This window comes from Synechococcales cyanobacterium CNB (assembly GCA_030263455.1).
In the GTDB taxonomy this organism is placed as follows: Bacteria; Planctomycetota; Phycisphaerae; order Phycisphaerales; family UBA1924; genus CAADGN01.
In genome coordinates this window covers 68667-94292 of sequence record SZOZ01000002.1, presented here as the reverse complement: position 1 = coordinate 94292, position 25626 = coordinate 68667, and the positions used below count along the sequence as shown (strand labels likewise).

General features: G+C 67.8%; 22 protein-coding genes, 1 tRNA gene and 1 rRNA gene. 16 read left to right on the top strand and 8 right to left on the bottom strand.

From position 1 onward, the window contains the following. Positions 1-22 precede the first annotated feature (22 nt). The 12 genes from FBT69_02050 (at position 23) to rplI (ending at position 12335) form a co-directional block, all read left to right on the top strand. The gene (locus FBT69_02050) at positions 23-1090 is read left to right on the top strand and encodes a protein arginine kinase (GenBank protein ID MDL1903581.1); all 1068 of its coding nucleotides are present in this window, start codon (positions 23-25) and stop codon (positions 1088-1090) included. Then, positions 1087-1923, top strand: a complete 837-nt coding sequence (locus FBT69_02045; protein MDL1903580.1) for a ComF family protein — start codon at positions 1087-1089, stop codon at positions 1921-1923. Before FBT69_02050 ends, FBT69_02045 begins: the two co-directional genes overlap by 4 nt. Positions 1924-2386: 463 nt before the next feature. After that, positions 2387-3880: ribosomal RNA gene (locus FBT69_02040) — 16S ribosomal RNA — on the top strand. A 72-nt stretch (positions 3881-3952) separates the two neighbouring features. Next, a complete protein-coding gene (locus FBT69_02035) occupies positions 3953-6847 on the top strand; it encodes a VCBS repeat-containing protein (protein ID MDL1903579.1) in 2895 nt (964 codons plus the stop codon). A 321-nt stretch (positions 6848-7168) separates the two neighbouring features. After that, positions 7169-7239, top strand: a tRNA-Gln gene (locus FBT69_02030). 60 nt (positions 7240-7299) lie between these two features. Continuing rightward, entirely contained in the window at positions 7300-8106 is an 807-nt protein-coding gene (locus tag FBT69_02025) for a hypothetical protein (protein MDL1903578.1), read from the top strand. Then, positions 8106-9098 carry a ribose-phosphate pyrophosphokinase gene (locus FBT69_02020; GenBank protein MDL1903577.1) on the top strand — a complete coding sequence of 331 codons (993 nt, stop codon included), beginning with the start codon at positions 8106-8108 and terminating at the stop codon, positions 9096-9098. The genes FBT69_02025 and FBT69_02020 overlap by 1 nt, the downstream gene beginning before the upstream one ends. Before the next feature lie 62 nt (positions 9099-9160). Beyond that, positions 9161-9808 (top strand): 50S ribosomal protein L25, encoded by a 648-nt coding sequence (locus FBT69_02015; GenBank protein ID MDL1903576.1) that lies wholly within the window; start codon positions 9161-9163, stop codon positions 9806-9808. Positions 9809-9830: 22 nt separating this feature from the next. After that, on the top strand, positions 9831-10475 hold the full coding sequence (locus FBT69_02010) for an aminoacyl-tRNA hydrolase (GenBank protein ID MDL1903575.1): 645 nt from the start codon (positions 9831-9833) through the stop codon (positions 10473-10475). A gap of 13 nt (positions 10476-10488) precedes the next feature. Next, complete coding sequence (rpsF, locus tag FBT69_02005) at positions 10489-11043, top strand: 30S ribosomal protein S6 (GenBank protein MDL1903574.1); 555 nt, start codon at positions 10489-10491, stop codon at positions 11041-11043. An 87-nt stretch (positions 11044-11130) separates the two neighbouring features. Further along, positions 11131-11574 (top strand): single-stranded DNA-binding protein, encoded by a 444-nt coding sequence (gene ssb, locus FBT69_02000; protein ID MDL1903573.1) that lies wholly within the window; start codon positions 11131-11133, stop codon positions 11572-11574. A 140-nt stretch (positions 11575-11714) separates the two neighbouring features. After that, the gene (gene rplI, locus FBT69_01995; GenBank protein ID MDL1903572.1) at positions 11715-12335 is read left to right on the top strand and encodes a 50S ribosomal protein L9; all 621 of its coding nucleotides are present in this window, start codon (positions 11715-11717) and stop codon (positions 12333-12335) included. Between the two features lie 99 nt (positions 12336-12434). Here rplI and FBT69_01990 read toward each other — a convergent pair whose 3' ends face one another. From FBT69_01990 to FBT69_01975, 4 genes are all read right to left on the bottom strand, one after another. Further along, positions 12435-14222, bottom strand: coding sequence for a CvpA family protein (locus FBT69_01990; GenBank protein MDL1903571.1), 1788 nt, complete (start codon positions 14220-14222; stop codon positions 12435-12437). Between the two features lie 3 nt (positions 14223-14225). Continuing rightward, complete coding sequence (locus FBT69_01985) at positions 14226-15986, bottom strand: hypothetical protein (protein ID MDL1903570.1); 1761 nt, start codon at positions 15984-15986, stop codon at positions 14226-14228. Positions 15987-16048: 62 nt separating this feature from the next. Continuing rightward, positions 16049-17206, bottom strand: coding sequence for a PilT/PilU family type 4a pilus ATPase (locus FBT69_01980; protein ID MDL1903569.1), 1158 nt, complete (start codon positions 17204-17206; stop codon positions 16049-16051). 220 nt (positions 17207-17426) lie between these two features. After that, positions 17427-18542: a sigma-70 family RNA polymerase sigma factor gene (locus tag FBT69_01975; GenBank protein MDL1903568.1), complete on the bottom strand. Its 1116-nt coding sequence runs from the start codon at positions 18540-18542 to the stop codon at positions 17427-17429. A 524-nt stretch (positions 18543-19066) separates the two neighbouring features. Between FBT69_01975 and FBT69_01970 the strand changes: the two genes are divergently transcribed. After that, a complete protein-coding gene (locus FBT69_01970) occupies positions 19067-19717 on the top strand; it encodes a superoxide dismutase (GenBank protein MDL1903567.1) in 651 nt (216 codons plus the stop codon). 3 nt (positions 19718-19720) lie between these two features. Here FBT69_01970 and FBT69_01965 read toward each other — a convergent pair whose 3' ends face one another. From FBT69_01965 to FBT69_01955, 3 genes are read right to left on the bottom strand one after another with little or no spacing between them, the layout of a single operon-like run. After that, on the bottom strand, positions 19721-20164 hold the full coding sequence (locus tag FBT69_01965) for a hypothetical protein (protein ID MDL1903566.1): 444 nt from the start codon (positions 20162-20164) through the stop codon (positions 19721-19723). A 59-nt stretch (positions 20165-20223) separates the two neighbouring features. Further along, positions 20224-20859 carry an aminodeoxychorismate/anthranilate synthase component II gene (locus FBT69_01960; protein MDL1903565.1) on the bottom strand — a complete coding sequence of 212 codons (636 nt, stop codon included), beginning with the start codon at positions 20857-20859 and terminating at the stop codon, positions 20224-20226. A gap of 37 nt (positions 20860-20896) precedes the next feature. Continuing rightward, positions 20897-21859, bottom strand: coding sequence for a DUF1444 family protein (locus FBT69_01955; protein ID MDL1903564.1), 963 nt, complete (start codon positions 21857-21859; stop codon positions 20897-20899). 227 nt (positions 21860-22086) lie between these two features. Here FBT69_01955 and FBT69_01950 point away from each other — a divergent pair, with 227 nt between their 5' ends. The 3 genes from FBT69_01950 to FBT69_01940 all read left to right on the top strand — a co-directional run bounded on the left by FBT69_01950 (position 22087) and on the right by FBT69_01940 (position 24117). After that, the gene (locus tag FBT69_01950) at positions 22087-22320 is read left to right on the top strand and encodes an acyl carrier protein (GenBank protein MDL1903563.1); all 234 of its coding nucleotides are present in this window, start codon (positions 22087-22089) and stop codon (positions 22318-22320) included. A gap of 79 nt (positions 22321-22399) precedes the next feature. Beyond that, on the top strand, positions 22400-23686 hold the full coding sequence (gene fabF / locus FBT69_01945; GenBank protein ID MDL1903562.1) for a beta-ketoacyl-ACP synthase II: 1287 nt from the start codon (positions 22400-22402) through the stop codon (positions 23684-23686). A 29-nt stretch (positions 23687-23715) separates the two neighbouring features. Further along, a complete protein-coding gene (locus FBT69_01940; GenBank protein ID MDL1903561.1) occupies positions 23716-24117 on the top strand; it encodes a FliM/FliN family flagellar motor switch protein in 402 nt (133 codons plus the stop codon). Between the two features lie 36 nt (positions 24118-24153). Here FBT69_01940 and FBT69_01935 read toward each other — a convergent pair whose 3' ends face one another. Continuing rightward, positions 24154-25371 carry an HDOD domain-containing protein gene (locus FBT69_01935; protein ID MDL1903560.1) on the bottom strand — a complete coding sequence of 406 codons (1218 nt, stop codon included), beginning with the start codon at positions 25369-25371 and terminating at the stop codon, positions 24154-24156. Between the last annotated feature and the right edge of the window lie 255 nt (positions 25372-25626).

Genomic DNA, 25626 nt, shown 5'->3' with positions numbered 1-25626 from the left:
GGGCGGCGGCGAACCGGCGCGTCTGTTCGAGGCGGGCACGGAATGGCTGCGCGGCGAGGGCGACGGCTCGGACGTCGTGCTCTCGTCGCGCGTTCGGCTTGCTCGCAACCTCGCCGGCGTCCCTTTCCCGAGCCGCGGTTCGCCGACGGACCGTCGCCACGCGCTCGAAACGTGCAAGCAGGCGATCCTGTCGTCGTCGATCGGCAGCGCGAGCACGCTCTGGGTGGACCTGCACGATGCGCCCCCGCTGGAACGCACGCTGTTGGTCGAGCGGCACCTGATCAGCAAGCAGCACGCGCGCGGGCCGCGCGGCAAGGGAGCGAACGACGCGGATCATCCGCGCGGCGTCGCGGTCGCACTCCCCGGCGAGCGGGCCTCGGTGATGGTGAACGAGGAGGACCACCTCCGGGTGCAGGTGATCCGATCGGGCCTCTCGCTCGACTCCGCGCTCGAAGAGGCGGACGCTCTCGACGATCGGCTGGAGGAACGCCTCGACTTCGCGTACAGCCCGCGGTTCGGCTATCTCACCGCCTGCCCGACGAATGTCGGCACGGGCGTCCGCCTCAGCGTCATGCTGCACCTGCCAGGCCTGCGCATGACGGGCGAGATCGACAAGGTCAAGCGAGCGGCGGCGGACATGTCGCTGGCGGTGCGGGGGTTCTACGGCGAAGGATCGGAGGCTTCGGGGGACTTCTACCAGATCTCGAACCAGACGACGCTGGGCAAGACCGAGCGCGTGCTGCTCCACGAGATGCAGCGTGAGATCATCCCGCGCGTCGTGGAGTATGAGCGAGAGAGCAGGCGGCAGCTGCTGACGAGGCGACGCGCACTGCTGGAGGACCAGGTGTGTCGACCGCTCGGCGTGCTCCGCCACGCGAGAGTGCTGGCGACGGAAGAGGCCCTGAAACTGCTGAGCATGGTGCGGCTGGGCGTGTCGCTCGGGCTGGTCGAGGGGATCGAGTTGAGGGCGGTCCATCACCTCATGCTGCTCGTGCAGCCGGCGCACCTGCAGCGTGCGCTCAAGAAGGAACTGGACCAGAATCAGCGGAGCGTGGAGCGGGCCGCGATGGTGCGCGCCCGGCTGGCATGAGCGCCGGTGCGCCCCCCGGCCGCGGGGCGTTCGCCTGGCCGCCGGGCGGCGGCGGTGAGCGCACGCAAGCGGATGAAGCGGGCGTTGTTGCCGCTCGTGGCGTGCGATCGGCGTGGGGATGGATCGAGCGAGACTGGCTCGGGGTCCGGGCGGTGAGCCTGCGCGAGCGAGCGACGGACGCCGGCTGGACGCCCGACCCTCCCGGAGCGTACTGCCCTCGGTGTGCGACAAGCGTCGGTGCGTTCGAGGCCGACGCGGACGGTTGCTCGGCCTGCCGAGAGAAGCGGCTGGCGTGGAACGGGGCGTTCAGGGTCGGGTCGTACGAGGGTGTGCTGCGCGACGCGGTGATGGAACTGAAGTTCACGGCATGGCGACGCGTGGGGCGCGAGATGGGGTCGATGTTGGGAGCGGCCGTTGCGGAGGGGCTGCGTGCGCGCGGGATCGACCCGCGCCTGGTGGTTGTGGTGCCGGTACCGACGACGTTTCGGAGACGCATGTCGCGCGGGGTGCATCACACGCTGGTGCTGGCGTGGGAGGTCGCCGGGGCGTGTGGTGGCCGGATGGTTCGCGGTTTGAGTCGGAAGCACCGCCCGACCCAGACGAGCCTGCCCCGAAGCGAGCGGGCGAGGAACATGGTGGGCGTGTTCAGGCCGCGCGATCCGGAACGGCTGGCGGAACTTGCGGCGTCGGGGCGTGTATTCGTGGTGGTGGACGACGTTCGGACGACTGGGGCGACGATGACGGCAGCCTGCCGGGCGTTGCGGGCCGGGCTGCCGAGAGGGGCGGAGATCTACGCTGGGGTGGTGGCGGTGACGCCGTTCGACGGGCGGTAGGGGGGGTTGTGTCGCGGTTTTTGGGTTGCCCTGCTTGACGGTACGGGGCAGTGGGGTACGATGTCCCCTGCCGCTTGACGCGGTCGGCACGGTTTCGTGTCGGCCCAAGGGGTCGGTTTCGGCCTGCTTGGGCGTCTTCCTTGAAAAGTGAACAGTTGGTGCCATCGCGAGGACGTGAGGCGTCGGGAGCGGTCCATGACCGCGGGTTGCCAGCCTATCCGGCGTCGCCAAACGGCCACGGGGATTCACAGTCACCCGTGCGCTGACGTTCTCGTGGAAAGCCCCCGCCCGTGTTGAACGGGCGGAGTTTTGAACGTCAGAACACCGTCGGTTTGCCGACCGACGGCGCCGCATGGGTCGTGAGGCTTGTGCGGTGGAGACCGGCCCGCGTCGAGCGACGCGGGTGTAAACCGGGTCATCGCTTCTTTTGAAGACTGCCCGCGAGAGCGGGAGTAACGGCTTTCAACTGAAGAGTTTGATCCTGGCTCAGATTGAACGCTGGCGGCATGGCTAAAGCATGCAAGTCGAACGAGAACCGGCTTCGGCCGGGGACAGTGGCGGAAGGGCGAGGAATACGATCGAACGTGCCCCGAGGTGGGGGATAGCCGCGGGAAACTGCGGGTAATACCCCATGTGCTCTTCGGAGGAAAGGTTTACCGCCTTGGGAGCGGCGATCGTCCTATCAGGTAGTTGGCGGGGTAACGGCCCACCAAGCCGAAGACGGGTAGCGGGTGTGAGAGCACGACCCGCCGCATCGGGACTGAGACACTGCCCGGACTCCTACGGGAGGCTGCAGCGACGAATCTTCCGCAATGGGCGCAAGCCTGACGGAGCAATGCCGCGTGCGGGATGAAGCGGCTTCGCCGTGTAAACCGCTGTCAGGTCCCAGGAACACTGACCGGGACCAGAGGAAGGGCCGGCTAACCTCGTGCCAGCAGCCGCGGTAATACGAGGGGCCCGAGCGTTAATCGGAATCACTGGGCTTAAAGGGTGCGCAGGCTGGCCCGAAAGCGTCTTGTGAAAGCCCCCGGCTCAACCGGGGAACAGCGGGGCGAACTTCGGGTCTTGAGGCAGGTAGGGGCGGATGGAACTGTCGGTGGAGCGGTGGAATGCGTAGATATCGACAGGAACGCCGATGGCGAAGGCAGTCCGCTGGGCCTGTCCTGACGCTCAGGCACGAAAGCGTGGGGAGCAAACAGGATTAGATACCCTGGTAGTCCACGCCGTAAACGATGCACACTAGATCGGAGTGGTTCTCATGCCTTTCCGGTCGAAGCAAAAGCGCTAAGTGTGCCGCCTGGGGAGTACGGTCGCAAGGCTAAAACTCAAAGGAATTGACGGGGGCTCACACAAGCGGTGGAGCATGTTGCTTAATTCGAGGCAACGCGAAGAACCTTACCTGGGCTTGACATGCACGGATTAACTCCCTGAAAGGGGAGCCACGCCCGCAAGGGTGGAACGTGCACAGGTGTTGCATGGCTGTCGTCAGCTCGTGCTGTGAAGTGTCGGGTTAAGTCCCTTAACGAGCGCAACCCCTGTCGCTAGTTGCTAACGGGTAATGCCGAGGACTCTAGCGAGACTGCCGGTGTCAAACCGGAGGAAGGTGGGGATGACGTCAAGTCCTCATGGCCCTTATGTCCAGGGATGCTAACGTGCTACAATGGCGCGTACAGAGCGAAGCGAGGCCGCGAGGCGGAGCAAATCGCAAAAAGCGCGCCCCAGTTCGGATTGCAGGCTGCAACTCGCCTGCATGAAGCCGGAATCGCTAGTAATCGGAGATCAGCTACGCTCCGGTGAATACGTTCCTGAGCCTTGTACACACCGCCCGTCACGTCATGGAAGCCGGGAGCGCCCGAAGTCGCCGCATCTCAGCGGCGCCCACGGCAAGCTCGGTGACTGGGACGAAGTCGTAACAAGGTAGCCGTAGGAGAACCTGCGGCTGGATCACCTCCTTTCTAAGGGATTTCCTTAGGCCCGCCAAACCCGGGACAACCAACCCCCGGGCCGCAGAGCGATCTGCAGCGGGACCATGAGCGCGATCTCGCCCGACCCCACGGGGTCGGATAGCTGTGCGGCGACGCACGGCGAAGATGGCCCCAACTGTCTCACGTTCACGCGACGCCCGCCGATTCCCTCGGCGGGCGTCGTCATTTTTGGATTTCGTTCGGATCGGGAAGGGCAACCGGGTACCCCTGCCCCGCGAACCTTTCTTCGCGGGCTGAACGCCGGGGTGCCGATCTACGATCGTCTCCCGGGGGTATGGCGTAGGGTTTGCCCGTACCCGAAAGGCAGGAGAGTCTCCATGCGTATCGAGCCTCGTGTGTCGCCGCATTGTCGTTCGGGATCGCTTCGAGGGACCGGGTCCGCCATCGGCACACCCCTCTGTGAGTCACTCGAAGGCAGGACGCTGCTCTCGATCTCGTTCTCCGATCCGACGACCATTGCCGTGGGCGACCAGCCGCTCTCGATCGCGCTCGCCGACCTGAACGCTGACGGCAGCCCCGACCTCGTGGTCGGGCTTCGCGCCGGCATCAGCACCCTGCTGAACGACGGATCGGGCACGTTCGGCAACCAGAGAACGTACACGCACGCCTCGCCGATGTCGTCGGTCGCGGTCGGCGACGTGAACGGCGACGGGGTACCGGACATCGTGACGGCTAGCCTCGGCGCAACCGTGATCGGCAAGCGCATGTACGTGTACATCGGCCTCGGCGGCGGGGAGTTCGAAGATCCCGCCGAGTACGACGCCGGAACGAGCGTGAGCAGCATGGCGCTCGCCGACCTGAACGGCGACGGGTTCCTCGACATCGTCGCCACGAATCCCGGCTCGAACGTGCTCTCGGTGCTGCTGAATCAGGGTGATGGAACGTTCGGCGCCCGTCAGACGAGGGCCACCGGCGCGAACCCGCAGTCGCTGGTGCTCGCCGACATCACCGGCAACGGGCACCTGGACGCGATCCTGCTGTCGTTCGCGGACCTGCAGATCGTGATCCATCAGGGCGTCGGCAACGGGTCGTTCGAGGACGCCGTGACGGTCGAGTCGCCGTCGAACCCGCGAGCGGTGCGTGTCGCCGATTTCACCGGGGACGGCCTGCTCGACCTTCTGGTCGCGAGCGGGGACGAGTCGGTCGGGCGCCTCACGCTCTACCCCGGCCTGGGCGGAGGCACGTTCGGCACGAGCGTGGAGACACAACTCACGGTGCCGCCGCTGAACAACGGGCTGGCGATCGGCGATCTGAACCTGGACGGCCGCCCGGACGCGGTGCCGAACAACTCGGGCGGCGGTGCGGGCGAGGCGCGCCTCTTCGGCGTCGGCGGCGTGTTCGAGACGCCGGTTCCGTTCGAATCGGCGGGGTTCTCGAACACGGGCGTCGCCCTGGCGGACATCGACGGCGACGGCGACCTCGACCTCGTCACGTCGCAGGGACTGGACGGCACGGTCACGGTGTTCAAGCTGCGCCGCGCGCCCACCATCGGCTCGCTCGTCTCGACGGGCGCGGTGCTCCCCGGCGGGGCGAGTTTCACGCTGACGGCCAACAACGTGACCGACCCGGACGGCAGCGTCGTTCACGTCCGGTTCTACATCGACCTCAATGGGAACGGCACGGGCGACGCGGGCGAGTTGCTCTTCGTCGATTCCAACGGGGCGAACGGGTGGAGTTTCTCCGGCACCGTGACGGCCGACTACCCGCTCGGTCCGGTCTCGTTCCTCGCGATCGCCGAGGACAACGACGGAGCCTTCAGCGAGCCGGTCGCGCTGCCGGTCACGATCGTCTATTCAACGCTCGCGGGCGACAACGCCCGCATCACGGGCACATCCGCGCCCGGGAACCTGCACGCCGTTGCAGGGCTGAACTTCACCGGGCTGCCCATCGTTTTCGAGCAGATCACGGACACGGGCTGGTCGGTGCGAGACCTTGTCGCGGCGACCGGCTCGCCGATCCCGAACGGGGATCCCGTCGCGTGGACCGACCCGACCGACGGTCGGCTGTTCGTCTTTGCGCCGTCCGCCGCCGGGCTGATCGCGTACTGGCGTCGCAACGACGGCACGTGGGCGTTCCAGAACTTGACCGAATCCGTACAGGGCGGTCGCGGCATCGCGTCGGCCGTCACGGTCTTCGCGGACGTTTCGGGGCGTCTCCATGTCGCGGGCCTCGATGCGGACGGCGACCTCGTGCTGTACGTGCGGACCGGCACGGCCGAGGACGGCTCGGCGACCTGGTCCTTCGAGAACATCTCCGAGACGCACCTGCGCGCCCGCGGACAGGACACGCCGGCCTGGGTCGGGCCGATCATCAGTTACGTCACGCGGTGGGACGGGCTGAACATCGCGGCGCTCGACGGTGCGGGCCGCATCCAGGTCGTGTGGACCTCGCCCGAACTTGGGCACTGGCGCGTGGACGACCTGAGCGCGATCACTGGCGCGCCCGCGCTCAGCGGCGGGCTGACGGCGTACCTCACGACTTGGGACGGCATCAACCTCGCCGGACTCGACGCCTCGGGCAAGGTCTCCGTGACCTGGTGGGTGCCCGCCTTCGGCGGCGACTGGGAGACCAGCAACCTGACCGACCTCTTTGACGGCCCGACGCTCCAAGGCACGGGACTGACGAGTTACGTGACGCCGTGGGGCGGCCTGAACGTCGCCGGCCTCAACCCGGGCGGCGACCTCATCATCTACTGGTGGGTGCCGGAGTTCGCCAGCGACCCGGAGACCGACGTCTGGGTCATCAGCAACCTCAGCGAGGGCTTCGAGGAGGGCACGCCCAACCCCGCCGGCCAGATCACCAGCCACGCGTCCGCAGCCGGCACGCTCAACCTGTTCGGGGCGGCGGCAGGCGGCGAAATCCTGCGGTTCTTCTGGAATCCGGGCGACGGCGGCACGTGGTCGGCGCAGGATCTCTCGACGACGGCCGGTCGCCTTTGAAGTCGGCGGTCGGGGGCACTAGAGTTCGCGGTTCCGAGGGAGCCGGGCGTGACGGAGAGCCGCGCGAGCGGTTCGAGGCGCGTCCATGGGCCTTCCGACCGGGCGTCGTGCCCGGCGCGGCATAGGTGGGTCCAGCTCCAAACTCTCGCGGCCCCGGTCGGCGCGCGGGGGTGATGTGCCGCGGCCGCTGTCTTGTGTCCGGCGTGCGACGCCGGGGACCGCGGACCGCGTGAGGTCCGTGTGATCCCGGCCCGGTGGGCCGAGCGAGGCAGGAGGTCCGCGTCGTTCGCCGACGGCACCGCCCGCGTCAGTAGTACGCGATACCCGGTGGTGTAACGGTAGCACAGCAGATTTTGGTTCTGCTTGTCCAGGTTCGAATCCTGGCCGGGTAGTTTGCCCTTCGGGGCTGCCACCCCGGTGCCTGCGGTGCGTCCGGTGAGTGAGACGGTGTGATGGGTGTCGAGAAGACGACAACCGGTTCGGCATCGCCAGTGGGCGTCGTTCTGGCCGCGGGGCAGGGTGTGCGCATGCGATCGGACCTGCCGAAGGTGGTGCATCCGGTCGGCGGGCGGGCGATGGTGTGCGCTGTGGTGGACGCGTGCCTCGACGCCGGGTGTGAGCGGGTGATCGTGGTGGTGGGGTATCGGCAGGAGGCGGTGCGTGCCGCGCTGGCGGAGTACGGGCCGGAGGTGTGTTTCGCGGTGCAGGCGGAGCAGTTGGGAACGGGGCACGCCGTGCTGAGCGCGCGGCGCGAGCTGGAGGGGCTGGCGGAGGGAACGGCGGTGTTCGTGCTCTGCGGGGACGGACCGCTGATCCGCGCGGAGACGCTGCGGAAGTTGCTCTCGCGGCATCGTGCGAGCGGTGCGGCGGCGACTCTGGCGACGGCGGTGCTGAACGACCCGGCCGGCTACGGGCGTGTGGTGCGCGACGAAGCGGGGCGTTTCCGCGAGATCGTTGAGGAGAAGGCGGCGACGCCGGAACAGCGCAGCATCCGCGAAGTGAACCCGAGCTACTACTGCTTCGAGGCGGGCGCGCTGCTGCGGGCGCTGGAGCGCGTGCGACGCAACCCCGCGAGCGGCGAGTATTACGTGACCGACGTGCCCACGCTGTTGCTGGCGGAGGGCGCGCGGGTCGAGGTGATCGACGCGGTGCCGGCGCAGGACGTGCTGAGCATCAACACGCCGGAGCAACTGGCGGAGGTGGACCGGATCTTCCGTTCGCGTGCGGGGGCGCGTGTGAGCGCGGGGAGGGGGTCGTGATGGCGCAGCCGGGCTTCAACGGGAACGACGGGTTGAAGATCTTCGCGGGTCGCCACAGCCGGACGCTCACCGAGCGCGTGTGCGAGCACATCGGCATCCCGATCGGGGAGGCGCGCACGCTCGAGTTCCCGGACGGAGAACTGCTGGTTCGGCTCGAGGAGGACGTGCGCGGGCGCGATTGCTACGTCGTGATCTCGACGTGCAACCCCGTGAACGAGAACCTGGTCGAACTGCTGATCTTCATCGACTGCCTGAAGCGGGCGAGCGCGCGGCGGGTGACGATCGTCACGCCGTACTTCGGCTACGCCCGCCAGGACCGCAAGGACAAGGGCCGGGTGCCCATCACGGCGAAACTGGTGGCGAACCTCATCACCGCGGCCCGGGCGGACCGCGTGCTGGCGATCGACCTGCACGCGGCCCAGATTCAGGGGTTCTTCGACCTGCCGGTGGATCACCTCTCGGCGACGCCGGTGTTCCATCGCTACTTCACGTCGATCCGCGACGAACTGGGCGACCTGTGCCTCGTCAGCCCGGACGTGGGGAACGTGAAAGTGGCGGAGGGCTTCGCCAACATGCTCGGTGGCGACCTGGCGATCATCAACAAGCGTCGCATCAGCGGCACGGCAGTGGTGACGGAGCACATCATCGGCACCGTGAAGGGCAAGACGGTGCTGATGTTCGACGACATGATCTCGACCGCGGGCACGGTTACGGAGGCCGCACGCCTCGTGATGGACCACGGCGCGAAGGACGTGATCGCGGCGGCGACGCACCCTGTGCTCTGCGGCAGCGCGATGGAGCGGCTCGCCGCGTCGCCGATCTCGCGCCTCGTCGTGACGAACACCATTCCCCTCGGCGAGCGGGCCGCGCCGATCCGCGACCGGCTCGTCGAGTTGTGCGTGGGCGGCCTGCTGGGCGAGGCCATCCACCGCATCCACAACAACCAATCGGTGTCGGCCCTGTTCGGGCCGGCGGCGGGCGTCAAGCGATGAGCGGCCCGCGTGGAGACGCATCGAAGTTCGACCGCTGAACGGTCGGTGAAGGAAGCACAGCCATGCATGAGAACGCCACGATTCTGCACGCCTCGACCCGCGACCGGGTCGGTTCCCGCTACGCCCGCAGGCTGCGCCAGAGCGGCCGCCTGCCCGCCGTGCTCTACGGGCACGGGGAGGCGCCGGCCTCGGTGCACCTGGACGCGAAGGACGCCCTGCTGCACCTGCACAGGGGTGAGAAGGTCTTCCAGATCACGATCGACGGAGGAACGCCGCAGGTCGCGCTGCTGAAGGAAGTGCAGTACGACTACCTCGGCTCGAACATCGTGCATGCGGACTTCGCACGGGTGTCGCTGACCGACCGCGTGGAGACGCGCGTGCCGCTGCACCTGATCGGCGAGGCGGTGGGCCTGAAGACTGCCGGGGCGATCCTCATGCACCCGACCTCGGAACTCGAGATCGAGTGCGCGGTGTCGGACATCCCCGAGTACCTGGAACTGGACATCACCGCGCTGGAGGCGGGCCATTCGATGTCGGCTTCGGACGTGCCGCTGCCCTCGGGCATGACGCTGGTGACCGACCCGCACGCGGTGGTGGCGCAGATCGTGGTGCAGGTGGAGGAGAAGGTTGCGGAGGCGGCGCCGGCCGAGGCCCCCGCCGCGCCGGAAGTCATCACCGAGAAGAAGCGCGAGGAGGAGAACGAGGAGTGACCTCTCCGCTGGATTGCCGAGCATGAAGATGATCGTCGGACTTGGCAACCCCGGGCAGCGCTACGAGCGGACGCGGCACAACGCGGGCGCGATGGTCGTGGACCGTCTCGTTCGCCGGCACGCGCCGTCGGAGCCTGTCCGTTCGCGATTCAACGCCGATTGCGTGGAGGCGGTGGTGCGCGGGGAGCGGTGCCTGCTGATGAAGCCGGTCACCTACATGAACCGCTCGGGGATCGCCGTCGCCGAGGCGCTGCGGTTCTACAAGCTCGACCCGGGCAGGGACGTGCTGGTCGTGACCGACGACGTGGCGCTGCCGCCCGGCTCGATCCGCCTTCGTGCCTCCGGCGGCGCGGGCGGGCACAACGGGCTTTCCGACGTCACGCAGCGGCTGGGCACGGACGGCTACGCGCGGTGCCGGATCGGCATCGGGGCCTCGCCACCCCTGATGGACCAGGCGGACTACGTGCTCGGGAAGTTCACGGAAGAGGAGATGGCGGTCGTGTCGCCCGCGCTGGATCGCGCCGCGGACGCGGCCGAGACGTTCGCGGTCGAAGGGATCGAGGCCGCGATGAACAGGTTCAACGTGCGGGCCGAGCCGCGTGGGCGCGGCCCAGAGTCGAAGCAGGACGAGCAAGACCCGATCGACCCCGGCTGGACCGGCGCGTGATCGGCGTGACCGGATGACCAAGCGAGCCGCGGCGCGGCCGCGGAAAGGAAACGGAACGATGGCAGAGCAGGTGATGCATCAGTACGAGGGGATGTTCCTCATCAGTCAGTCGGAGGCGGTGGACCTCGGAGGTGTGGTGTCGCACATCGAGGAGATTCTGGGCCGCGCGCACGCCCGCATCGTGGCGATGAAGAAGTGGGACGAGCGCCGCCTGGCCTACGAGATCAAGAAGCAGAAGCGTGGCGTGTACCTGCTGGTGTACTTCGTGGCGCCCGCGTCGTCGCTGGCGCAGATCGAGCGCGACTGCAACCTCTCGGAGCGCCTGCTGCGGGTGCTGGTCACGAAGGCCGACCACCTGACCGAGGATGAGATGCTGGCCGCCGATGCACGCGAGGAACTGAAGGTCGAGGCCCGGCTTCGGGCCGAGCGTGCGGCGGAGCGTGACGCCCGAGAAGGGGCAGGGGCGACGCTCGGTCGGCCCGAGGAGGAGTCCGAGGCCGGCGAGCAGGCAGAGGGCGAGGGCGGCGACACCGCCACAGCGACCGCGGAGGACGAGGACGAGGAATAAACCCCTGCGAGATGACTTGCGGCGCACAGGTTCGGGTTCTGCTAGACTCTGCCGGGCGGGGAGCCCGCCCCAGACAAGGAGGCCTTGATGGCCGGTAGTTTCAACAAGGTGCTGCTGATGGGAAACCTGACCCGCGACCCGGAAGTCCGTCACACGGCGGGGAACCAGGCGGTGGCGAACATCGGGCTTGCGGTGAACCGCCGATGGAAGAGCGCGGACGGCGAGAACCGCGAGGAGACGACGTTCATCGACTGCGAGGCGTGGGGCCGCACCGCCGAGATGATCGGGCAGTACTTCAAGAAGGGCCGACCCATCTTCATCGAGGGGCGGTTGAAACTGGACCAGTGGGAGGACAAGAACGACGGCTCGAAGCGCTCCAAACTGAAGGTCGTCGTTGAGAACTTCCACTTCGTGGACAGCAAGTCCGACGGCGACGGCGGTGAAGGCCGTCCGATCGGTGCGGGCGCGGGACGGCGCGGCGCGCCGCAGCACGCGGACGAGCCGCCGCCGGACGATGACATTCCGTTCTGAGGCCGAGGGGAGCGGGTTGAAGGCGGAAGGGGAAGCGGGATCGCGGCGGGTGGTCCGTCGCGGAGCGTTGGGGCCGGGCTGGTCGGCTCCTCAACTTCCCGTGCCTGCGGGCGCGGGCGAGGACAGCGAAAGGGAACGCGATGGCGAGCAAGAACGTGCGGTTGCTGCTGACGGAGAACGTGGACAACCTCGGGATCGTCGGGGACGTGGTGTCGGTGCGCGTGGGGTACGCGAGGAACTACCTGCTGCCGATGGGGATGGCGACGGAGCCGTCGGAGGAGCGGCTGGCCGCGCTGGCGGCCAAGCGTGCCGCAGCAGAGCAGCAGCTGGCAGAACTGCGCAAGCAGCGTGAGGGGATCATCGTCCGGCTTGCAGGCGTGGAGATCACGCTCGAGCGTTCGTGCAACGACCAGGGCATCCTGTACGGCGCGGTGACTCAGCAGGACATCGCGTCCGCGCTCACGGGCCTCGGCTACCCGGTGAAGCCGCGCGAGGTGAGGCTGCCGCAGACGATCAAGCGTGTGGACACCTACGACGTGCACATCAAGTTCGACACGGACCTGGAGGCCGACGTCAAGGTGTGGGTCGTGCCCGATCGGAAGATCGAGGAGGATAAGCGCGAGGAGATGGAGTTCGACAACGAGGGAAACCTCATCGAGAAGCGAACCGACAAGCAGAAGGGCGGCAAGGGCGAGAAGGTGGGTGTGGCCGAGGGCGACGATCGCCCGGCTCGCCGGCGGTCGCGCCGCGACGAGGAATAGTCGACAGGGCCGGCACCGTGACGAACAAGCCCCCCGCGCCGAGCGGGGGGCTTGTTTATCCATGCGGGGGCAGGAAAGGCCCGGATGAAATGGGGTCGCTCAACGCTGCGTGCGTTCGAGTTTCATCGGCGGGTCGAGGACGACGATGGCCTTGTCGCCGATGGCGAAAGCGGAGAGGTCCACGCCCTGATCGCAGAGGAAGAGCAGGGTGAGTTTCTGGTCGGGCCGGCTCGCGGAGATCATCACGCGGTTCTCCTGGAGTTCGGAGATGCCGCGGACGGGCTTGCCGGGCGTGTAGCGGATGAAGACGAGTTCGTTGTCCTCGTAGACCCAGCCGACGGCCGGGTAGCGGGTGCCTTGAGCGTCCACGAGGAAGGGCGGGTCGTTGCGGTCCGCGGCGGCGGCAGCGGGTGAGAGCACGCTCGCGGGTCGGCCGCGGCCGACATCGACCTGGACCATGACCGTGCCGCGGTTGACCTCGAAGGTGCGGACCTGCAACTGGCGATCGATGGTGTTCCCGCCCTGGAGTTCAGCGGGCGAGAACTTCTCCTCGCCGCCGATGATGCCGTTGCTCTCGCCGATCTGGAGGCCCTTCTCGCGTCCCTTCTGGATGACGTAGCGTCCGACGAGGTTGTTGACGTCGGTGATGCCGGCGGCGCGAGTTGCCTCATCGCTCTGGCGTCCGGTTCCGATCGTCGTCGCCATGGAGCGGTCGAGCGGGCCGCCGCCGCCCCCGGTTTTGAGAATCGAGCCTGAGGGCACGTCGCGGTCGCGGTCCGCGGCGGTGCGGTACGTGGCGACATTGCCGCCGGTCAGTTCGCGCCGGATGTTGCGGACGTAGACGGCGATCGGCTCATAGCCCGGCGGGACGACGAACTCGAAGCCCATCGGCTCGAGGGCCGCACCCGCTGAGGCGACGAAGACTTCCGAATCGAAGCGGAAGCGTCCGAAGGCGATGTCGCCCGGAGCGGCCTTCGCCACGACGCCGACGGGGTGGATATTCATGCGGTCGCCCGTCTGCGCGTTCTCGGCGACGATCCAGATCTGTCCCTCGCCGATGACGACTTGGCCGTGCTTCTCCTTGATGCCCGGTTTGAAGTCGATCACGATCCCCTCGATGCGCGAGCCTGGGGGATAGGGCTTGCCGTCGAGCATCTTCGCGTCGTGAGGGCGAACACCCCAGGAATCGCGGAGCAGATCGACGACGCCGACCCCTTCACCACCCACGCGGTAGCGCCGGATGATCTCGAACTCGGCCGGTCTGGCATAGTTCTTCGCGCGGCCTTGGCGGTCGGTGAGCCGCATGACGGCGGCGGTGTGCGAGACGTCCGGGTACCACCGCGCGAGCGGTCGGGCAGTGCGGAACGCGGATTCGGAGAGGTGTCCGTAGAGGCCGCCGACGATGCGATCGACGGGAACGATCAGGCCTCCGGTGCGCTGCAGGCTCTCGCCCTGGTACCGGATGGGCTGATAGCCGAGGAAGTCGGAGGACATGCGCATGGTCCCGAGGGCGATGACGAGGATGCCCGCGGTGATGACGCCCGAGACCGCGCCGCACGCCGCCCCGCCGACGTAGGAGACGGTGGACTGGACCTGAACGTTCGCGGGGATGAGTTTGTCCACGCCGAGTCGGAGGAGAGCGAGCGACGCCGCGAAGGGGAGCACGAGCCCCCACGCCCACGCGGTTCCGAGCACGAAGGCCGTGAACTTCCGGTCCTCGGGGCCTTTGGCGAGGATGAGGTGGGAGAGCGGCTCCCAGAAAGCGAACGCGATCGCGCCCGCGATGATGACGCAGACCATGTGGATCAGGGCGGAAAAGAACCCGCGGGTCATCCAGATGTAGCCCAGCAGGCCGATGACGGCGATGGCGAGAAGGCTCATGAACATGGGTCAGGCTCCTGCGGGCTGGGCGGCGTCGGCGGGTGGCCGGTTCTCCTGCTGGGGCTTGGCTTCGGTCGTGACGCGCACGACCTCCTCGACGCTGGTGATGCCGTCGATGGCCTTGCGCAGCGCGGCCTGCTGGATGGTCGGCAGTTGCTTCTTGCGGAGTTCGGCGCGCAGACCGGCGAGGTTATTGCCCTTGATGAGGTCGCGCTCGGCGTCGCCCAGGTGATAGACCTCAAACAACCCTTCCTGCCCGACGTACCCGACACCCTGGCAGACGGGGCAGGTCTCGGGCTTGTTCTTGATGAGCACCTGGCCGCCCTTCTTGAAGAGTTGCTTCACCTTGTCCGCCGGCAGCCCCAGTTTCTTGAGCATGTCCGCGGAAGGCTGGTAGGCGACGCGGCAGTTGATGCAGAGTTTGCGGCAGAGCCGGACGGCGACGACGCCGTGCAGGCAGCCTGCCGAGGCGGCCGGATCGCCGACGGCCTTCATCCAGAGTTGAACGGCCGGGAGCGCGCCGTTGGCGCGGAGCAGCACGTAGGTCCGGGTGCGGTCCTGGTCGGCGCGGGTGATCTCCTTGGCGGTCGCAGCGTCGGGCAGTTCGGTGACGCTCACGACGTCCGGGTCGCGACGCATGATCGACCGCACGAGCGTGGAGAACTCCTGGCCCTCCTTCGTCGGGTCGAAGACGTTCTGGCGGACGCCCTCGATGACGCCCTGCGTCTCGTACTCGATCGTCTGCACGTTGGTCGTGTAGGCGTCGTGCATGCGCGTGAGGGAGTAGATGAGCGTCGTGCCCCCGCCGTCGGGCATGGCGGCCACCAGCACGACACCCTTGCCGTCCTCGACGATGGCGCGCAGTTCCTCGGCCTGCTGGTCGAGCAGCCCCAGCTCATCGGCCTTGCGCCGGACGGCCTTCTCGGGGTCAAAGAGCAGGTTGAGCGTCATGCCCCCCTGCCCGCCCGCCGTCCGCACGCGGAGCTTGTGCTTCTCCTCGTTGCGGTCGTAGGAGCAGTGGCCGGTCTGCTTGCGGCGGCGGTCGTTCACGTCCAGCCCGGCTGCGGACTTCCAGAAATCGATGATCTTCACGGCGTCCGCGGCGGGCGTGGTGCCGCCGGCGGTGCGCACGCCGTCCACGAGGAAGACGCTGACGTACGAACCGTCGCGCCCGGGTGCGAGGTCGATCTCGGCGGCGCGGGCTTCGCGAGCGCGGAGGACGATCTGCTCGGCAGCGACGCGGACCTGGAACTCGGGTGAATCGGACTCGGGGACGGGGATCGGTTTGCCGTCCGGGAGCCGCACGATGATCTCCGAGGAGCCGATCTGCTTGGTCTCCTTCTTCGCACGCCGGGCCTCGGCCATCTTGGAGAAGTCGAGGCGCAGGCGGTGCTGCTCGGGGACGCGCTCGTCCTTGTTGGTCAGGAGCGGGAAGACGGCGACGCTGATGCCGAGCACGACGATCTCGAGCAGGAACCCGAGCCAGAACGACAACTCGCTCTTCATCGGGATCGCAAGGGCAACGACGATCGCGAGTACGCCGAGGCAGAGGTGGATGGCTGCCCACTTCTCTCGCCCGAGGTGGAAGCGTGCGGCATGCTTGTCGTAGACCGACGAGATGAGCCAGGCCCACGCGACGAAGGGCAGGAGCAGCAGAACGGGCTTCCAGGGCGAGACGAGGAGATAGGCCTGCTGCGCGAGGAACAACGCGTGCGTGCCGGGGGCGTCCGATGCGTCGAACGCCGCGAGGTAGTCGGTTGGTGCGCTCACCGCTGGAAGTTCCTTCGTGGTGGAGGCCCGCCGTTCGGCGCGCGGGCCTGGGTGCTGCACGGCTAGCCGAGCTTCTTGAGCCGCATCATCAGTTCGTCAACGTTCGGCGAGGCGTCGATGGCAACGCGCATGTGGATGTACTCTTTCTCCACCAGATCGACCAGCGACTGGTTGAAGTCCACCATGCCGCGCTGGCGCGCCTCGATCGAGTTCAGGTACTCGCGGAGTTCGCCCTCGCGCCCCTCGAGGATGAACTTCTGCACGACGGCGTCGTTGATGAGGATCTCGATCGCGGGGATGCGGTGGATGTTCTCGTGGAGCGTCGGGAGCAGCTTCTGGTACACGAACGCCCGCATCTGGTAGGCGAGAATCTTGCGGATGCCCTCGACCTCGTCCTGCTCGAACAGGCCGTAGATGCGGCTGAAGGTCTGCGTCGTCGAACTTGCGTGGATCGTGCCGTAGACGAGGTGTCCCGTCTCGGCGGCCATGAGGGCGGCCTCGAAGGTCTCGGCGTCGCGCATCTCGCCGATCAGCACGATGTCCGGGTTCTCACGCACCAGCGCGCGAAGAGCGATCTTGAAGTCCAGCACGTCGATGCCGATCTCACGCTGGTTGATCGTCGCCACCTTGTCGGTGAAGAGGTACTCGATCGGATCCTCGATCGTCACGATGTGGACCGGCTTGCGCTGGTTCACGTAGTCGAGCATCGACGCGATGGTCGTGGACTTGCCCGAGCCGGTCACGCCGCAGAGCAGCACCAGCCCCTGCGGCTGGAGCGCGATCTGGCCCATGACCGCGGGCAGGTGCAGGCCCTCGAAGGGCAGGATGTTGCTCGTGATGCGACGGGCGGCGATCGAGAGACGCCCGCGTGCCATGAAGAGGTTGACCCGGAACCGGCACGCCTCGTCGTAATCGTACGCGAAGTCCACCGAGCCGAATCGGTGCAGATCCTCGAGCTGCTCCTCGGTGAGGATCGCGCGGGCGATCTTCCAGAACTCGTCCTCATCGACGATCGGTGTGTCGAGCGCCTTGAGCGCGCCGCGGAGGCGGATCTTCGGCTGCTGCCCCGTCTTCATGATGAGGTCGGAGGCCTCGAACTTGATGGTCGCCTGCAGGAACTTGCCCCAGCGCGTGGCATGAGGGTCGGATTTCTTCTTCGTGGGCAGGGCAACGTGCCCCACGTGCGATGCGTCGGTCTGGGCGTCCGTGTGGACGGTCATGGGCGTTCGCTCCTCCGGCACCCCGCGTCACGGGGAGCCTGTAGATTAGCCGTTGACGCGGCTTGCGGCGACGGGAAAGGCGCTGGAAGACCGCCCGCGGCGGCTCGCACCCGATGCCGGTTCGCGTGGGATGCAGGGGTGGTTCCCCGGTGTTCGCGCGTGAAAGCGGCCCCGCCCGGGTGGGGCAGGGCCGCGGGGGCATTCGTCGGAACCACCGGCGTCATTCCGCGCCGACGGGGGTTTCGAGCGTCTCGCCGTTGGCCTCTTCGTCGCCGTCCTCTGGGCCGGGAGGCTCCTCTTCGGGACGGTTGCCGAGGAAGCCCGCTTCCAGCGTCAGGCGGATCTTCTCCATCGCCTTGTTCTGGATCTGGCGGACGCGCTCCTTGGTCACACCGATGATCTGACCGACCTGTTCGAGCGTCATCGGCTTCTCACCGTCGCCCGACTCAAGCCCGAAGCGGTGCTCGATCACCGTCCGTTCGACGTCGGTCAGGTCCGCGCGGTTCTCGACCACGATCCGTTTGACCTCCTCGGCGGCATCCTTCTCGAAGTTCTCCCGCTTGGCCTCCACGAAGTTCGACCGCTCGAGCTTCGGGTCGAAGTCCGTCGGGAAACGCTGGCGGTACTTCGAGAGCTTCATGCCCTGGCGGCTGAACGCCTTGAGAATGGCGCGGCAGGCGTAGGTCGAGAACTTGTACCCGCGGCCGGCGTCGAACTTGTCAACGGCGCGGAGCAACGCCATGTTGCCCTCGCTGACGAGGTCGGCAAAGTCCACCTCGCTCATGCGGGTGCGCTTCGCCATCGCCAGCACCAGCGCGAGGTTCGTCTCCGCGATCTGCTCGCGGATGCGGTCGGCCTTGCGGTGCCACGCCAGAACCTCCGCCGCCTGCTCGGGCGTCGGCTGACGCGCGGGGCTGGACCAGATCTCCTGCTGGAGCTTCCACACGCGATAACGCGCGTAGTTGAACTGGTGGAAGAGCACACGCTCCTCCGCTCCGGTCAGGATGACCTGCTGCGCGCTCTTCACCGTGCGCCCCCGCGCGGACGAGATGTCGTCCATCACGGGGTGATACCAGCTGGTGTCCGGCTTCTGGATGTCCGGCGCGTCGTCGTAGATCTTCCGGTCCGCGTCCGTCTCGTAGAAGACGGGGCTGTCGATGAAGTCCTGTTCGTGCGTGAGCAGGTGCTTCAGCAGCCGCTCGTCTTCGACGCTCAGCCGGCGGGTGGGCGCAGCCTTGCCCTCGGCCCGCCCCTGGGCGGGCGCAACCACACCCACGCGGTGGCGACGACGCACCTGCTCGAGGGGACTCAGCTTCCTGCCTGTGACGTTCCGCATCTTCTTACCCTTCGCCCGGCCGGGCCGGACGGATCAATCTGTGCTCCCACCAGTTACCGCCCGACCTCCTGCCGCGCGGGCCTCTACCCAATCCCCGGCGGCACCATCCGCCAAGGTATCCCACGAACCGGGCGGTCAATCGCCCGGTGTTTTCTCGGGGCATCCCCACGCCCCGTACCACCATCCCGGGAAAACACACCCGGTCGCATTTCTTACGGCCTGGGAAGCCGATTGTTCCAACCAGCATTTAGAATCGATCAAAACAACCCCGCACGAGCCGTGCAGCCGCGACGCCGAAGCACTTCCCTGCCCGCGGGTACTCCGCCCCGCCGGTCCCACCTGATTCCGTTCGCCGTGGCAACAGACTCTCGGCTGACCGAACGAGCATCCCTGCCGCTCGACACACCGGCCGAGAGGACTCCCAGTGTACCTAGAATCGGCGCAAACACAAGTGGGTGGCCCTCATTTTCGGCCCAGACGACCTGTTCGTGTTTCATTCGGCAATCAACTCCCGGGAGGATCACATGGCCTTCACGCTGCCCGACCTGCCCTACCCGCACGCGGCCCTGGAGCCGCACGTCGACGCGCGCACGATGGAGATTCATCACGGCAAGCACCACGCTGCGTACGTCGCGAACGCGAACAAGGCGCTCGAAGGCACGCCGCTCGCGGCCGTGAGCGACCCGTGGGAGGTCTGCCGCCGCCTCCGGGAGGTGCCGGATGATCGTCGAACGGCGGCACGCAACAACGCGGGCGGGCACGCGAACCACTCGCTCTTCTGGCAGGTGATGGCGCCAGCGGGCAAAGGGGGGGGCGGAACGCCCGGCGGCGCGCTGGGCGACGCGATCACCTCGGCCTTCGGCTCGTTCGACGGGTTCAAGGAGAAGTTCGCCGCCGCCGCCACCACGCGCTTCGGCTCCGGCTGGGCGTGGCTCTGCGTCGAGAAGGGCGGCAAACTCAGCGTCTGCTCCACCGCGAACCAGGACAACCCGGCGATGCGGGACGCCATCGGCGATGCGGCCGGATGCACCGGCACGCCGATCCTCGGCCTCGACGTCTGGGAGCACGCCTACTACCTGCACTACCAGAACCGCCGACCCGACTACGTCGCGGCGTGGTGGAACATCGTCAACTGGGCGAAGGTCGGCGAGTTGTACGCCAAGGCACGCGGCTGAGCGTCAGACGAGCGGCGCGAACTCCGTCCCTTCCATCACGTCGAAGCTCACGAACTGCCCCTCGCGGAAGTCCGTCGCCTTCTGGCGAGGGTCCGTCGGTCGGCAGTGGATCGGCACGCCCGCATTCACCACGATCTCGTTCGTCGATGGCTCGACAGCGACGATGATGCCCTGCACCCGGCGCGGCCGCCCGGCGACCGGCTCGACGTACCGCCCGCCCGTGCCGACCTCGTCGATGCGTTTCGCCAGAGCGTGGATGGTTCCCACGATCCGCTTGCCCGGCGGCGTCGTGATTCCGGACCGTGGGACCAGGTGTAGTTCGTAGCGGGTGTTCGGATAGGTGATGACGGCAAACGCGGGCTTGGTGGCCGTTTCGGGCCGAAGTTCGAGCAGCGTGCCACGAGCGTGGCGGGGGTCGATCTTCGTGGTCGGGGCGGGGTGGATCATGGTTGAGGAGGGTACCGGGGACACTGGACTGTGGACAGCGGGCATCCAGGTGGACGTGGTCAGGCTTCGAGAAAGTTGCGCAGGAGCATGGGGCCTTCGTCGGTCAGGAAACTCTCGGGGTGGAACTGGACGCCTTCGAGGGGTGGTGCGTCGCCGCCCCAGACGCGGCGCAGGCCCATGACGATGCGCTCGGGCGAGCCGCCGGGTCCGGTGGCGTCCTCCGTCCACGCGGAGACCTCCCAGCCCGGTGCGGGTGCGTCATCGGCGCGGACGATGAGCGAGTGGTAGCGCGTGGCGACGAAGGGGTTGCTCAGGCCGCGGAAGACGCCGCGTCCGTCGTGATGGACGAGGCTGGTCTTCCCGTGCATCTGAAGGGCGTGGCGGACGACGGGCATGCCGTGCATCGCACCCATGCACTGGTGCCCGAGACACACGCCGAGGATGGGGATGCGTCCGGCGTAGTGGCGGATCATCTCGGCGGAGACCCCCGCCTCGTCGGGTGATCCGGGGCCGGGCGAGATGATGAGCCGATCCGGCCCGCGTCCGTGGTCGAGCGAGTCGGCCTGGTCGGGGGTGATCTTGTCATTTCGGACGACGACGAGGTCGCGCCCGAGCACGATGGCGGGATCGATCTCGCCGAGCCGCTGGACGAGGTTCCAGGTGAAGGAGTCGTAGTTGTCGATGAGGAGGATCATCAGAGGCAAGGGTAGGTGACCGCGCGACCATATCGGCTTATGCCGCTTCGCCGTTGGCGTCGCGGTCGGTGCGGGTGCCGGCGATGCCGTCGCGGGTGACGTAGAAGAAGTCGCTGGTGATGGGGTAGGGGAGTCGGCGGTAGTCCTGGGCGACGCGGCCGCCGACGCGGTCCACGAACTCGCGCGGGTCGCGGGAGAGGGCGATGAACATGTCGCGCGCCGGTGTGGCGACGAGGAAATCGCCGCCGAGTTGCGGAGCCAGGCGCTCCCACAGGCCGCCGAGGAGCAGGCGGGCGGCGTCGTACCCGTCCTGCTCGGAGACGATCGCGGCCCGGCCCCCCTCCTTGGACTCGATGAACTGGACCTCGAGTTCGGAGGTGTAGTGCTGGAGGTTGGCGCGGGCGATCCGCTCGACCTCGTCGATGTCCAGCCCCCAGCGGAGGGTCTGCTCCGTGGTGATGCTGACGGTCATCTGCGGCAGGTCGGTGACGAAGACGATGACGGTGCCGTTGACGAAGGGGACGTGGGCGACCATGTGCCGATCGAGGTGGTCGAAGATGGACTCGGGCTGGATGCGCGGCATGATCCGGGGTCTGGCGAAGTCGAGGGTCATGGTGACCGCGTTGACGGCGTCTTCGGCGAAGAGCTGCTCGAGGTAGTGCCGGACGATCTCGTCGCCGCGGTTCGGCTCTGTGGCCACCATGCGGTAGACGTTTTCGAGGTCGAGGCGGCGGCCGTTGACGAGGAGCTCGCGTGGGCCTGAGAGTTGGATCTTCACGCCCGGGTGGAGTTCGCGCAGGAGGGTGGCGACCCTCTCGGCGAAGGCTTCGGGTTCACGCGGCATGCCGGCCATGGCATTCTCCTCGCCGCGACGGATTCCGCCCGATCGTCGTCTCCCCACGACACGCCACCCGCGGCCGGACAGGCCGCACGACCGGGCAGGCCGTTCGCGATGGCTGTATCGTCCATTCCACTTCCAGTTTGCACGCGCCACGGCCATCAGCCCACCAAAGGGGCGGCACAATCCGCACAACCGTCGGGCTGGTCGATCGGTGAGCACGGTCGGCGGGTGGGTGGTGATCGGGTCCGAGGGGGGGTCTGGCGGGGCCGTGGCAGGGTTTGGGGGTTTCGGCTAGACTTGGGGCCGCCATACGGCGCCGGGGCCTGACCGGGCGGTCAGGCCGGGGGTTTGCGCCGCCGGAGAGTGCACGCGTGACCGAACAAGAGATCGAAGCGAAAGTGATCGAGATCGTCGCCGAGCAGTTGGGCGCGGACAAGTCCAAGATCACGCGCGAGACGAGCTTCGTGGAAGACCTGAGCGCGGACAGCCTCGACACGGTCGAGCTGGTTATGGAGTTCGAGGACGAGTTCGAGACATCGATCCCGGACGACCAGGCCGAGAAGATCAAGACCGTGGGAGAGGCGATCGACTTCATCAAACAGGCGCACGGGATCGAATGAGGCTCGCGCGGCGCGAGCTTCTCGGGATGCCCGCGCGCCCGCCGGGGCGGCCCGGTGAGCCACGGGACCGATGAACGCGATGCCAAGCCGAAGCGCAGACACACCGCGGATCGTGATTACCGGGTTTGGGGCGGTGACGAACCTCGGCGCGGACGCCGCGTCCACCTGGGCCGGCATGCGCGAAGGACGGAGCGGGATCAGCCGCATCGAGGGTGGGGAGTTCGCCCCCTACGAGCCGAAGTGGGCGGTGCGGATCGCGGGCCAGGTCAAGGGGTGGGATCCGGCGACGGTTCTGGACCCGCGCGAAGTGAAGCGGCTTGACCGTTGCACGATCTTCGGGCTGGCCGCGGCCGAGGAGGCCGTCCGACACTCGGGGATCGACTTCACCCGCGAGAACGGCGACCGGTGCGGCGTGGTCATCGGCTCCGGCGTCGGCGGGATCGGGACGATCGAGGACGGGCTGCACACGCTCGTGGAGCGGGGACCGGACCGCCTCAGCCCGTTCACCGTGCCGAAACTCATGGTGAACGCGGTCGCCGGGAACGCCTCAATCCGCTACGGCCTGCGCGGTCCTGCGTCGGCGCACGCGACGGCCTGCGCGAGTTCCGGTCACGCGATGGGCGACGCGGTGCGCTACATGCGGACGGGGCTGGCGGACGTGATGCTGACGGGCGGGTCGGAGGCAGCGGTGACGCCGCTGTGCATCGGCGCGTTCATGACCATGCGGGCGCTCTCGACGCGCAACGACGAGCCGGAGCGGGCGAGCCGCCCGTTCGACGCCGCACGCGACGGGTTCGTTCTGGCCGAGGGCGGGGCGATGTTCGTGCTGGAGACCGAGGAGCACGCCAGACGACGCGGGGCGACGATCCACGCCGAGATCGTGGGTTTCGGCAACAGTTCGGACGCGAGCCACATCACCGCACCGGACGCCGAGGGGAGCGGGGCGGCACGTTCGATGCGCTGGGCGCTCGAAGACGCCGGGATCGGCCCAGAGGCGATCGACTACGTGAACGCGCACGGGACGTCGACTCCGCTGGGCGACAAGGCGGAGGTCGCCGCGGTGCTCAAGGTCTTCGGCGACCACGCGAGGCGGTCGGCGGGCGGGCGGCTGCTGATGAGCTCGACCAAGTCCATGCACGGGCATTGCCTGGGCGCGTCGGGAGCTGTGGAGACGATCGCCTGCATCCATGCCGTGCGCGACGGCGTCGTCGCCCCGACGATCAACCTCGATCGTCCGGACGAGTCGTTCGACGTGGACCTCGTTGCGCACGAGGCGCGGGAGCGGCGCGTCCGCTATGCCATGAACAATACGTTCGGGTTCGGCGGGCACAACGTGACGCTGATCGTGGGCCGGTACGAGGGCTGAGGGTGGCACGCGGGTTGCGAGCCGTGGTCATGCGGGGTGTCCGTGCGCACGGATTGCGCCCGCGGGGTTCAAGGGACTGTGCAGGACCGCCGATGAGCGCAGCGATGAAGGAAGCCGACCTGCGGACGATTCTGACGCTCGAGGTGCCGGTCATCGTCCGGCTCGGCGAGCGGCAGTTGCCCATGCGGGACGTGTTGGCGTTGGTGCCGGGTGCGATCATTGAACTGGACAAGCGGGCCGATCACGAACTGGAGCTGCTGGTCAATAACCGCGTGATCGGGTCGGGGACTGCGGTGAAGGTCGGGGAGAACTTCGGCCTGCGCGTGTCTCGCGTCGGGCTGGCGTTGGATCGGCTCGATGCCGCGCTCAACCCCGCGACCGGCGACGGCTCGACGGATGAAGCCGAGGAGCCTTCCGCGCAGGCCGCTTGACGGCGCCCGTGCGATCGCGCTGGAGCGCGTGGGGAGTCAGGCGGCGAGGTCGCGCAGGAATCGTGCGACGCCCTCGGTCTCGTCGTTCGGGTCGGGGTCGAGGCCCAGCGCCTTGAGCAGTGAGTCCGGCGTCTCGCGCGACGGTTCGAACTGGTAGGAAGCGAGCCGAGAGCCCGTGGAATCGAGCAAGTAGATCGCGGTGCCACCGTTCGGCTCGGCCTCGATCTCGACGGGCCCACCCCCGAGACGGAAGCACATGGTGCGTGCGCGGCAGGCCTCCTCGAAGCCACGGCCTGTCTCGGCGTCCACGAGATCGACGAGCTCGGCATGAACGCGCTCGGCGAGCCTGTCAACGTGTGACACCGCGTCCGCGACGCCGTCGAACAGCGAGAGGATCGCGCGGTATTCGCGTGCCGCTGCCCGGGCGGCGTTCCCGACCTCGTCCGACGTCATGCCGAGCACGGACGCGGCGAGTGTCGGCATCGGCGAGTCCTGCTTCAAGGTTCCGTCCTCGGCGAGATCGACGACGCCCGCGAAGTACGCGACGGGGTGAAGCCTGTGGCTCGATGCCTCGCTGTCCGTCTCGCTCGGGTGGACGTGATGCCACTCGATCGGCTTGCCGAGGACTTCGGGCAGTCGCCACCGTCGGACGAGCGCCGCGACGACGTCAACGTGCGTGTACGGCAGCAACTCGGTTTCGGCGCGGAACTGCTTCGCGGGAGGCAGCCTCCTGGAATAGATCGCGTCGAAGGTCGTGCCGAGGAGCTGGTGCATCAGGGGGATGCCGGCGTCCAGCATCAGCCCGACCACGAACGCCTCCGACGCCAGCATCGGGCAGACTCGGCGAGCGAGTTCCGTGGCAAAGCACGCCCGGAAGACGGATTGCCCCCAGACCTCGCGCGAGATCGTTCTCGACGCTGACGATGCCGCGGCACGGCTCAGGTAGAAGCCAAGCGCAACGGCCTTCAGCCGACCGATGCCCAGAAGTACGCAGGCTCGGTCAACGGTCGTCACGGGCACCCGTTGGGCGAAGAAGGCGGAGTTGACCATCCGGAGCAGGCGGCCGCTGAGGGCTGCGTCGGTGCGGATGACCTCGGCGTACTGAGTCAGCCCGGAGTTCGGGTCGCTGGTGAGTTCAAGAATCTGGGCGGCGACCTGGGGCTGAGTTTCGATGCCGAGGCCGTCCAGACGCCGGTCGAGCGTTTCATAGAGGGCGGTCACCTCGGCGGCTGTCAACTTGGCCCGTGGCTTCATCGGGCTGTCTCCGACGCAAGGCCCTGGGTAGCTCCAGGGAGGCTTCAGCCGTTGGGCCTGCCAGTCTGGCCGACCCCACGAGCGGTCGGCGTGTGGATGCGATGACCCCGGGGATCGGCAACGCCGCGGGTCGCCGGGGCAGGTGCAGTCATCGGGGGTTTCGCCCCACTCCTTGAACGACAGGGACTTGTGCGGCGAGGTCGGCCTCGGCTGGCCGCTACGACCGACACGGGCTTCCTCGAAATCGGACGATCA

Bases quoted from the DNA above. Each gene is read 5' to 3' on its own strand.
- FBT69_02045 (MDL1903580.1), top strand. From the start codon at position 1,087: ATGAGCGCCGGTGCGCCCCCCGGCCGCGGGGCGTTCGCCTGGCCGCCG.
- FBT69_02035 (MDL1903579.1), top strand. From the start codon at position 3,953: ATGAGCGCGATCTCGCCCGACCCCACGGGGTCGGATAGCTGTGCGGCG.
- FBT69_02025 (MDL1903578.1), top strand. From the start codon at position 7,300: ATGGGTGTCGAGAAGACGACAACCGGTTCGGCATCGCCAGTGGGCGTC.
- FBT69_02020 (MDL1903577.1), top strand. From the start codon at position 8,106: ATGGCGCAGCCGGGCTTCAACGGGAACGACGGGTTGAAGATCTTCGCG.
- FBT69_02015 (MDL1903576.1), top strand. From the start codon at position 9,161: ATGCATGAGAACGCCACGATTCTGCACGCCTCGACCCGCGACCGGGTC.
- FBT69_02010 (MDL1903575.1), top strand. From the start codon at position 9,831: ATGAAGATGATCGTCGGACTTGGCAACCCCGGGCAGCGCTACGAGCGG.
- rpsF (MDL1903574.1), top strand. From the start codon at position 10,489: ATGACCAAGCGAGCCGCGGCGCGGCCGCGGAAAGGAAACGGAACGATG.
- ssb (MDL1903573.1), top strand. From the start codon at position 11,131: ATGGCCGGTAGTTTCAACAAGGTGCTGCTGATGGGAAACCTGACCCGC.
- rplI (MDL1903572.1), top strand. From the start codon at position 11,715: ATGGCGAGCAAGAACGTGCGGTTGCTGCTGACGGAGAACGTGGACAAC.
- FBT69_01990 (MDL1903571.1), bottom strand. From the start codon at position 14,222: ATGTTCATGAGCCTTCTCGCCATCGCCGTCATCGGCCTGCTGGGCTAC.
- FBT69_01980 (MDL1903569.1), bottom strand. From the start codon at position 17,206: ATGACCGTCCACACGGACGCCCAGACCGACGCATCGCACGTGGGGCAC.
- FBT69_01975 (MDL1903568.1), bottom strand. From the start codon at position 18,542: ATGCGGAACGTCACAGGCAGGAAGCTGAGTCCCCTCGAGCAGGTGCGT.
- FBT69_01970 (MDL1903567.1), top strand. From the start codon at position 19,067: ATGGCCTTCACGCTGCCCGACCTGCCCTACCCGCACGCGGCCCTGGAG.
- FBT69_01965 (MDL1903566.1), bottom strand. From the start codon at position 20,164: ATGATCCACCCCGCCCCGACCACGAAGATCGACCCCCGCCACGCTCGT.
- FBT69_01960 (MDL1903565.1), bottom strand. From the start codon at position 20,859: ATGATCCTCCTCATCGACAACTACGACTCCTTCACCTGGAACCTCGTC.
- FBT69_01955 (MDL1903564.1), bottom strand. From the start codon at position 21,859: ATGGCCGTGGCGCGTGCAAACTGGAAGTGGAATGGACGATACAGCCAT.
- fabF (MDL1903562.1), top strand. From the start codon at position 22,400: ATGCCAAGCCGAAGCGCAGACACACCGCGGATCGTGATTACCGGGTTT.
- FBT69_01940 (MDL1903561.1), top strand. From the start codon at position 23,716: ATGCGGGGTGTCCGTGCGCACGGATTGCGCCCGCGGGGTTCAAGGGAC.
- FBT69_01935 (MDL1903560.1), bottom strand. From the start codon at position 25,371: ATGAAGCCACGGGCCAAGTTGACAGCCGCCGAGGTGACCGCCCTCTAT.